Annotated in this window: 12 protein-coding genes; 10 read left to right on the top strand and 2 right to left on the bottom strand. The window is 46.5% G+C overall.

Features of this window, described 5'->3' with window-relative positions; all coding sequences use genetic code 11:
* Nucleotides 1-14: 14 nt before the first annotated feature.
* Both AC3CIC_RS14970 and AC3CIC_RS14965 read right to left on the bottom strand, forming a co-directional pair.
* Nucleotides 15-239, bottom strand: a complete 225-nt coding sequence (locus tag AC3CIC_RS14970; protein ID WP_016961999.1) for a SlyX family protein — start codon at nucleotides 237-239, stop codon at nucleotides 15-17.
* A 7-nt stretch (nucleotides 240-246) separates the two neighbouring features.
* A complete protein-coding gene (locus tag AC3CIC_RS14965; RefSeq protein WP_016962000.1) occupies nucleotides 247-1,230 on the bottom strand; it encodes a WD40 repeat domain-containing protein in 984 nt (327 codons plus the stop codon).
* Between the two features lie 122 nt (nucleotides 1,231-1,352).
* Here AC3CIC_RS14965 and fkpA point away from each other — a divergent pair, with 122 nt between their 5' ends.
* The 10 genes from fkpA (at nucleotide 1,353) to AC3CIC_RS14915 (ending at nucleotide 9,056) form a co-directional block, all read left to right on the top strand.
* The gene (gene fkpA, locus AC3CIC_RS14960; protein WP_016962001.1) at nucleotides 1,353-2,123 is read left to right on the top strand and encodes an FKBP-type peptidyl-prolyl cis-trans isomerase; all 771 of its coding nucleotides are present in this window, start codon (nucleotides 1,353-1,355) and stop codon (nucleotides 2,121-2,123) included.
* Between the two features lie 168 nt (nucleotides 2,124-2,291).
* The gene (locus AC3CIC_RS14955; protein ID WP_017002710.1) at nucleotides 2,292-3,014 is read left to right on the top strand and encodes a helix-turn-helix transcriptional regulator; all 723 of its coding nucleotides are present in this window, start codon (nucleotides 2,292-2,294) and stop codon (nucleotides 3,012-3,014) included.
* Nucleotides 3,011-3,403 carry a sulfurtransferase complex subunit TusD gene (gene tusD, locus AC3CIC_RS14950; RefSeq protein ID WP_016962003.1) on the top strand — a complete coding sequence of 131 codons (393 nt, stop codon included), beginning with the start codon at nucleotides 3,011-3,013 and terminating at the stop codon, nucleotides 3,401-3,403. Before AC3CIC_RS14955 ends, tusD begins: the two co-directional genes overlap by 4 nt.
* Nucleotides 3,404-3,412: 9 nt before the next feature.
* A complete protein-coding gene (gene tusC, locus AC3CIC_RS14945; protein ID WP_488514967.1) occupies nucleotides 3,413-3,769 on the top strand; it encodes a sulfurtransferase complex subunit TusC in 357 nt (118 codons plus the stop codon).
* Between the two features lie 27 nt (nucleotides 3,770-3,796).
* On the top strand, nucleotides 3,797-4,087 hold the full coding sequence (gene tusB, locus AC3CIC_RS14940) for a sulfurtransferase complex subunit TusB (protein WP_488514966.1): 291 nt from the start codon (nucleotides 3,797-3,799) through the stop codon (nucleotides 4,085-4,087).
* Nucleotides 4,088-4,266: 179 nt separating this feature from the next.
* Nucleotides 4,267-4,641: a 30S ribosomal protein S12 gene (rpsL, locus tag AC3CIC_RS14935; RefSeq protein ID WP_002535163.1), complete on the top strand. Its 375-nt coding sequence runs from the start codon at nucleotides 4,267-4,269 to the stop codon at nucleotides 4,639-4,641.
* 97 nt (nucleotides 4,642-4,738) lie between these two features.
* Nucleotides 4,739-5,209, top strand: a complete 471-nt coding sequence (gene rpsG, locus AC3CIC_RS14930; protein ID WP_016962006.1) for a 30S ribosomal protein S7 — start codon at nucleotides 4,739-4,741, stop codon at nucleotides 5,207-5,209.
* 72 nt (nucleotides 5,210-5,281) lie between these two features.
* A complete protein-coding gene (gene fusA, locus AC3CIC_RS14925) occupies nucleotides 5,282-7,378 on the top strand; it encodes an elongation factor G (protein WP_016962007.1) in 2,097 nt (698 codons plus the stop codon).
* Between the two features lie 100 nt (nucleotides 7,379-7,478).
* Entirely contained in the window at nucleotides 7,479-8,663 is a 1,185-nt protein-coding gene (gene tuf / locus AC3CIC_RS14920; RefSeq protein WP_016962008.1) for an elongation factor Tu, read from the top strand.
* 201 nt (nucleotides 8,664-8,864) lie between these two features.
* Entirely contained in the window at nucleotides 8,865-9,056 is a 192-nt protein-coding gene (locus tag AC3CIC_RS14915) for a (2Fe-2S)-binding protein (protein WP_488514965.1), read from the top strand.
* Nucleotides 9,057-9,100: the final 44 nt, after the last annotated feature.

Below are 9,100 nucleotides of genomic sequence, written 5' to 3'. Positions count from 1 at the left end.
ATCCACACCCCACTCTAATAATGCGGTGGCGGCGTTTCTTCATCCATGCCCGCAATGTTAGCCGGTTCCATAGAACGTAGTTTGGAGACCAAAAACGCAATTTGCGTATTCATTCGGTCAATCGCCTTTTGATGGGCAGTCACTGCGTCATTGAGTTCTTCAATGGTGTGCTCTTGAAACGCCTGCTTGATTTCAAGATCTTCAATGTGCTTTTGTAGCTGTTGTTCAAATTCGGTCATGGTGTTTTCAATCTTCCTGCGCTATCCAAGCTTGTGCGATACCGGCTGATGTGCCAGAGATGACGCGTCCGGTTGGATCAATCGCCACATCATACACCACTGCACTTGGCGGCCGGGTATTTTGTTGCTCTACCGCCAACCAACGACCGAGATTATCACCCGTCCCCGTGTCCCAATATTCTATTCTTCGCGCGGGTGTTCCCGTCACCAATTTACTGCCATCGTCTGAAAAACGGGCGGTGGTAAAGTTAGGGTAGCGGTGGAACATCTGCAGCTCGCTTATTGCCTCGCCCGTTGAAAGATCCCAGATGATGGCTGTGTCATCGCCGTCCGCGGAAAAGGCATATTTTCCAGTTCGGTGAAGTTCAACGCGTGTTATACGGTGGCTATGTGCAAATGTATTGATGATCTGCCCGGTTTCAGTGCTCCACAAATAAGCATTGTGGTCATTGCCGCCTGACAGGGCATATTTTCCATTGGGCGAGAGAGACACACTGTTTACTTTTTCTTTATGAGCAAGGAACTCTAAGCGTCTTCCTGTGCCTAAGTCCACGAACAAGGCTTTGCCGTTTGACAGTGCAAGTAGGATTTTCTGGCCGTTGTTGCTGATGTCTAGGCCACGGATGATCCCGTCTGATATCGACCAAAGGCCTTCTGCTTGTCCCCATGCCAAATCCCATACTGCAAAGTTTTGCGATGTGGCAGAGACCGCATAGCGATTGTTGTCAGAGATCTGACTGGCGATCACTGTGCTCTTATCTGGGTCTTGATAGCCAAAATCAGCAAGTTGCTTATTTTGCATTAGGTCCCAGAGAACGATACCTTGTTCAGTAGATGCTATGAGGGCAAAACGCCCATCTCGGCTGAGACTGAAACTGGTTACGCCATCAGGATGAAGCGCCCAACGCTGGGCTTCACGCGTAGAGTGAAAGCATCCTGAAAGTGCTAACAGTGTCAGAAATAAGCAAATTGTGCTGACGAATTGTCGCATCACGCTTGTGTTCCTTATCTTGGACCCCTATAACGTCGAGTATATTGATCGTTTCGGGCTTTCGCATTTTTATCGCGTAAGCGAATGAGAGAAATGTGGTTTTTATACCAACGGAGTAACTAATGAAATCAGTTTTTAAAATGTCATTGCTGGCGGCCACCGTTGCACTGGCCGTAGGTTGTCAAGAAGACGCGAAAGAAGAAACCGTGAAAGTTGAAGCGCCTGTCGCTGTTGAAACCGTTACATTCGCCACTGAAGATGACAAAGCCGCCTATGCAATTGGTGCTTCGTTAGCGCAATATTTAAAAGCAAATCTTGAGCAACAACAAGAAATTGGTTTGGCACTAAGCTCTGATCTGGTGCTTCAAGGTGTACAAGATGCCTTTGCTGATCAATCAAAATTGAGTGAAGAAGAAGCGCAAGTGGCATTGCAAGCGCTAGATCAGCGTGTGGCAGAAATGGCGCAAAAGCAATCGCAAGAGAAAGCAGCGGTTGCAGTGAAAGCCGGTGATGAGTACCGCACACAGTTTGCGAAAACCGATGGTGTAACCACCACAGACTCTGGCTTGATGTACATGGTTGAGAAAATGGGTGACGGTGAGAAACCGGCAGCGGAAGATACCGTTGTTGTGCACTACAAAGGCACCCTGACTGACGGTACGCAATTTGATAGCTCTTACGATCGTAACCAGCCAGCGACTTTCCCACTCAACCGCGTGATCCCAGGTTGGACAGAAGGTGTTCAGTTAATGCCTGTCGGTTCTAAGTTCAAATTCGTGATCCCTTCTGAGTTGGCATACGGCTCACAAGACACGCCTGCTATTCCAGCAAATTCAACGTTAGTGTTTGATGTTGAACTGCTAGAAATCAAAGGCAAACCAGCCGCTAATTAATACGGCCTTAAGCGATAGCATTGGAACACTCAAAACCCCGACGTCTGTCGGGGTTTTTACATCTTTTGAACCAAGTCTGTTAGACTTATCGCTAGATTTTAAAGATTGCAGATTTCGTTTATCTTTTGTCCGTTGATGAGCGAAAACTAACAAAAGGAAAATAGGCCTGTGGTATCAACAGACAGTTTCGGTTCAGATGTGATCGTCGACAGTGACTTTATCGAAAGTAATCCCTTTACCGAACAAGACAACATTATCCTAAAATCCTATGAGGCCGTGGTTGACGGGTTAGCTGCATTGATTGGCCAACACTGTGAAATCGTGCTGCACTCACTGGAAGACTTGAATACGTCAGCGATTAAAATTGCCAACGGCGAGAATACTGGTCGTCAGGTTGGCTCACCTATCACGGATTTGGCGCTACGTATGCTGCGTGATATCGAAGGATCTGAACGCAACTTCTCCCGTGCTTATTTTACGCGTGCCAAGGGCAACACTCTGATGAAATCCATCACGGTGGCTATTCGCAATGGCGAAAATCGTGTCATTGGACTGCTTTGTATCAATATCAATCTGGACGCCCCTTTTTCTCAGGTATTGCAAGCATTTATGCCAACCGAAGAAGCACGTCAGGCGGTTTCTGCGGTTAACTTTGCCAGCGACGTTGACGAGTTAGTGGACCAAACGGTTGAACGCACCATCGAAGAAATCAACGCAGACAAATCCGTATCCAATAACACCAAGAATCGTCAGATCGTTATGGAATTGTTCGATAAAGGTATTTTCGATATCAAAGATGCGATCAACCGTGTGGCAGACCGTCTCAATATTTCTAAGCACACTGTGTATCTGTATATCCGTCAGCGTAAAGGTGAGGATGAGGAAAGATGACACTAGATTACGTCATCGTGGTGAGTGCGCCCGTATATGGCCGACAATCGTCACTGACAGCCTATCGATTTGCTAAGGCGCTAGTGGAGAAAGGGCACACATTATCGCGTGTCTTTTTTTATCAAGATGGTGTGTCTAATGCTTCATCGCTAACCGTGCCTGCCAACGATGAGTTTGATTTGGTTGTGGCATGGCAAACGTTGGCAAAAGAAAACAATACCGAACTGGAAACGTGTGTTGCCGCAGCGTTGCGTCGTGGACAAGTGAGCCAAGATGAAGCCAAGCAACATCAGTTATCGTCATCCAATATGGCAGATGGCTTTTCGCAGGCTGGGTTGGGTGCGCTGTCAGAAGCGATGCTCACTGCCGATCGCGTTGTGCAGTTTTAAGGTTCGAACATGAAGAAACTTGGATTTGTCTTTTCATCAGCACCGCATGGATCTGCAAGTGGGCGTGAAGGGCTTGATGCCGTTTTGGCTACCTCAAACTACAGTGAAAATCTTGTGTTGTTCTTTGTGGGTGATGGTGTCTTGCAACTTCTCTCGCATCAGCAGCCATCTGACATTTTATGTCGTGACTACATTTCAACATTTAAAATGTTGGCACTTTGCGATGTTGAAGACATCTATGTTTGTGAAGCATCGTTGAGTGAACGCGGCTTGAGCAAACCATCGTTAGTTGTCGATGTCGATATAACAACGCCAGAAGTGATCGCTGAACAATTAGCTCAGTGTACCAAAGTACTTCAGTTCTAAAAGTGCTCCAGTTTTAAAGGACAGACGATGCTTCATACAGTCAGTACTTCTCCTTTTTCGTCGTCATCGTTGAGCAATTGTTTGCGCTATTCTGACCCAAACAGCGAGATCTTATTGATCGAAGACGCTGTGATCGCCGCAATTGACAGCGGGGAGTGGCAAGAAGCGTTGACGTTGTCAGGACGTCGTATTTATGTTCTTCATGACGATGTGGTGGCGAGAGGCTTAAGTCGTGAAATTAGTGAGGATTTCGAACTTGTTGATATTAAAGCTTTTGTTTTACTAACAGAGCAACATGTCACGCAAATGAAATGGTGAATATTGTCTCTTTCGACTAGCGTAAAAGCTCAGGATAGCAGCGTTTACAAATTGCTCGATGCAAAGATCGTTGTATAAATCTTGACACCCAAATAGACGACGCCTAAAATTTCGCGTCCCTACTTCTGTGGGGCATAGATTTTTCACACATATACGTAAGTAATATCAGGAGCTATTTAATGGCAACTATTAACCAGCTGGTACGTAAGCCACGCATCAAGCAAGTTGCGAAAAGCAACGTGCCTGCGTTGGAAGCGTGTCCGCAAAAACGTGGTGTTTGTACTCGTGTTTACACTACCACGCCTAAAAAACCTAACTCGGCTCTACGTAAAGTTTGCCGTGTTCGCCTGACCAACGGTTTTGAAGTTACTTCATACATCGGCGGTGAAGGTCACAACCTGCAAGAGCACAGCGTTGTTCTTATCCGCGGCGGTCGTGTAAAAGACCTTCCAGGTGTGCGTTACCACACCGTTCGTGGTGCACTTGACTGTGCAGGCGTTAATGACCGTAAACAAGGTCGTTCTAAGTACGGTGTGAAACGTCCGAAGTCTTAATGGAATCCGTTAAGTAAGGCCAAACACTAATTAATTTGTAATTTTGAAAAAACTGAAAAGTTTTGGATAAAACCTGAAGAAGACAACGGAGAATTCCATGCCACGTCGTCGCGTAATTGGTCAGCGTAAAATCCTTCCGGATCCTAAGTTCGGATCAGAGCTGCTGGCAAAATTTGTAAACATCGTAATGGTTGACGGTAAAAAGTCGACTGCAGAAAAAATCGTTTATGGTGCACTAGAAATCATGGCTGAGCGTTCTGGTAAAGAACATCTGTCTGTGTTTGAACTAGCTCTTGAAAACGTACGCCCTGCGGTAGAGGTTAAATCTCGCCGTGTTGGTGGTTCAACTTACCAAGTACCAGTAGAAGTACGTCCGGTTCGCCGTAACGCACTTGCTATGCGTTGGTTGGTTGAAGCAGCGCGTAAGCGTGGTGAAAAATCTATGGCTCAGCGTCTAGCTAACGAAATGTTAGATGCATCTGAGAACAAAGGTACTGCTGTTAAGAAACGTGAAGACGTTCACCGTATGGCAGAAGCGAACAAAGCGTTTGCTCATTACCGCTGGTAATACCTTTTTAGGCGCGGCTTCTGCCGCGCCTAAACCCAATTCCAAGATCGACCTGAGTAAGAGGATACTACTGTGGCTCGTAAGACACCTATTGAGCGCTACCGTAACATCGGTATTTGCGCGCACGTAGACGCAGGCAAAACTACAACAACAGAGCGTATCCTGTTTTATACCGGTCTATCTCATAAGATTGGTGAAGTGCACGATGGTGCGGCAACCATGGACTGGATGGAGCAGGAGCAAGAGCGTGGTATTACCATTACCTCGGCTGCGACTACAACCTTCTGGCGTGGTATGGATGCACAATTCGCTGAGCATCGCATCAATATCATCGATACCCCTGGACACGTTGACTTCACGATTGAAGTTGAGCGTTCATTACGTGTATTAGATGGTGCAGTCGTTGTATTTTGTGCAGCGTCCGGCGTTGAGCCTCAGTCTGAGACTGTTTGGCGTCAAGCCGACAAATATCAAGTCCCTCGTATGGTTTTCGTCAATAAGATGGATCGTACAGGCGCAGATTATTTGCGCGTAGTTAATCAAATTAAAGATCGACTAGGCGCTAACCCTGTTCCAATTCATTTGAATATTGGCGCAGAAGATGAGTTTCGCGGTGTAATCGACCTGATCAAAATGAAGGCGATTAACTGGAATGAAGCTGATCAGGGTATGACCTTCAGTTATGAAGAGATCCCTGCAGACATGCAAGAGCTGGCTGAAGAGTGGCATCAGAATCTGATAGAAGCCGCTGCTGAAGCAAATGAAGAGCTGATGGATAAATACCTCGAAGACGGGGAATTGACAGAGGCCGAAATCAAGCAAGCTTTGCGTGAACGCACGATTAACAATGAAATCGTACTGGCAACTTGTGGTTCTGCATTTAAGAACAAAGGTGTTCAAGCGGTGCTAGATGCCGTTGTTGAATACCTTCCTTCTCCGGTTGACGTGACAGCAATCAAGGGTGAAGACGAAGATGGCAATGAGATCGACCGTCATGCAGACGATAACGAACCCTTTGCAGCACTAGCATTCAAAATCGCCACTGACCCATTCGTGGGTACATTGACCTTCCTGCGTGTTTACTCAGGTGTGGTTAACACTGGCGACACAGTTTATAACTCTGTGAAGCAAAAACGTGAGCGATTTGGACGTATCGTTCAGATGCACTCAAATAAACGCGAAGAGATCAAAGAGATCTGCGCGGGTGACATCGCTGCGGCAATTGGTCTGAAAGACGTGACGACAGGTGACACTTTATGTGCACTAGAATCTAAAGTGATTCTTGAGCGTATGGAGTTTCCTGAGCCTGTTATTCAGATTGCCGTTGAGCCACGCTCACAAGCTGATCAAGAGAAAATGGGTATCGCGCTGGGTAAGCTGGCGGCAGAAGATCCATCATTCCGCGTTGAAACGGATAAAGAGTCAGGACAAACCCTGATCTCTGGCATGGGAGAATTACACCTCGACATCATTGTCGATCGCATGCGTCGTGAGTTCAGTGTGGAATGTAATGTAGGTAAGCCGCAGGTGGCATATCGCGAAACTATCCGTGGAAGTGCTGAAGTCGAAGGCAAATTCGTCAAGCAGTCCGGTGGTCGCGGTCAGTATGGTCATGTATGGATCAAACTGGAGCCATCTGAACTAGGCGAAGGCTTTGTCTTCGTTGATGAAATCGTTGGTGGTTCAGTACCAAAAGAATACATCAGTTCTGTTGGTAAAGGCATTGAAGAGCAAATGAGTAGCGGTGTACTCGCCGGTTACCCAGTGCTTGACGTGAAAGCGACGTTGTTCGATGGCTCTTACCATGATGTTGACTCTAACGAAATGGCGTTTAAAATCGCTGCATCTATGGCCTTCAAGAAAGGTGCGCTTGAAGCGCAACCTGTTATTCTTGAGCCAATGATGAAAGTGGAAATCACCACTCCAGAAGACTGGATGGGTGATGTAGTGGGTGACTTGAACCGTCGCCGTGGTTTGATTTCTGGTATGGATGAAGGTCCTGCTGGTTTGAGAATTATTCGCGCACAGGTACCGCTGGCTGAGATGTTTGGTTACGCAACTGACTTGCGTTCAGCGACTCAGGGCCGCGCATCTTACTCTATGGAATTTAGCGAATACGCTGATGTTCCAAAGAACGTTGCTGATTCAATCATCGCACAGCGTTGTTGATTAGTAACTTTGATGCTGGCATTGTTCGCCAGCATTGATAAAAACTTCTGATCGCACTTACGACGGTAGGTGCGGCTCATAACTAGGAAGGAACACGATCGTGTCTAAAGAAAAATTTGAACGTACGAAACCGCACGTTAACGTTGGTACAATCGGCCACGTTGACCACGGTAAAACCACTCTAACTGCTGCTATCTGTACTGTACTGTCAAAAGTATACGGCGGTTCAGCACGTGACTTCGCATCTATCGATAACGCTCCTGAAGAGCGTGAGCGCGGTATCACTATCTCTACCTCACACGTAGAATACGATACTCCTTCACGTCACTACGCACACGTAGACTGCCCAGGACACGCCGATTATGTTAAAAACATGATCACCGGTGCTGCGCAAATGGACGGTGGTATCCTGGTTGTTGCTGCGACTGATGGCCCTATGCCACAGACTCGTGAGCACATCCTACTAGGTCGCCAAGTTGGTATTCCATACATCCTTGTTTTCATGAACAAGTGTGACATGGTTGATGACGAAGAGCTGCTTGAGTTGGTTGAGATGGAAGTTCGTGAACTTCTTTCTGAGTACGACTTCCCAGGCGACGATTGCCCAGTAATTCAAGGTTCAGCACTAGGTGCATTGAACGGCGAAGAGCAGTGGGAAGCGAAAATTGTTGAACTAGCTGAAGCACTGGATTCTTACATCCCAGAGCCAGAGCGTGCTATCGACAAGCCATTCATCCTACCAATCGAAGATGTTTTCTCAATTCAAGGCCGTGGTACTGTTGTAACGGGTCGTGTTGAGCAAGGTATCGTTCGCGTAGGTGACGAAGTTGCTATCGTTGGTATCGTAGACACCATCACCACAACTTGTACTGGTGTTGAGATGTTCCGTAAACTTCTTGACGAAGGCCGTGCTGGTGAGAACGTTGGTGTTCTTCTACGTGGTACTAAGCGTGACGAAGTTCAACGTGGTCAAGTACTGGCTAAGCCTGGTTCAATCACTCCACACACCACTTTCACATCAGAAATTTATGTTCTGTCGAAAGATGAAGGCGGCCGTCATACTCCGTTCTTCAAAGGCTACCGTCCACAGTTCTACTTCCGTACAACTGACGTGACCGGTACTATCGAATTGCCAGAAGGCGTAGAGATGGTAATGCCAGGTGATAACATTGCAATGACTGTAACTCTGATCTCGCCAATCGCGATGGACGAAGGTCTACGCTTCGCAATCCGCGAAGGTGGTCGTACAGTTGGTGCAGGTGTTGTTGCTAAGATCGTTGCTTAATTTTAAGCTCCGATAGCACAATGCTTAAAAAGGACGCTTCGGCGTCCTTTTTTGTATCTGGTGTTTATCAAAGGCATAAAATACAAAAAAGAGTGCGTAAAAATTAGGCTAGAAAAGAGAGGAATAATTGATAAAAACGATTGGTAATACAAACCGTTCTCATTTATATTCCTTGTAAGATTGTTGTTGAGGTAGATTCAAATGTACGTTTGCCTATGTCATGGTATTTCCGATAAGACATTAAAAAAGTTAGCTTACGAGCAGGGAATGACAGACATTCGCGCTATTCGCAAAGCGCTACCTCTAGGCTCTCAGTGTGGTAAGTGTATTCGGTCAGCGAAAGAGATATTGCAAGACGTAGAATCCAATTCGCTTTATCAACAAGCATGCTGAGTCTGCTTAGCACGACTATGTACCATTTTTAACATTGACAGGCC

Source organism: Enterovibrio sp. QJM3NY_24 (assembly GCF_057786035.1).
The sequence above is the reverse complement of the archived record's forward strand: the minus strand, read 5'-3'. Positions and strand labels throughout refer to the sequence as shown.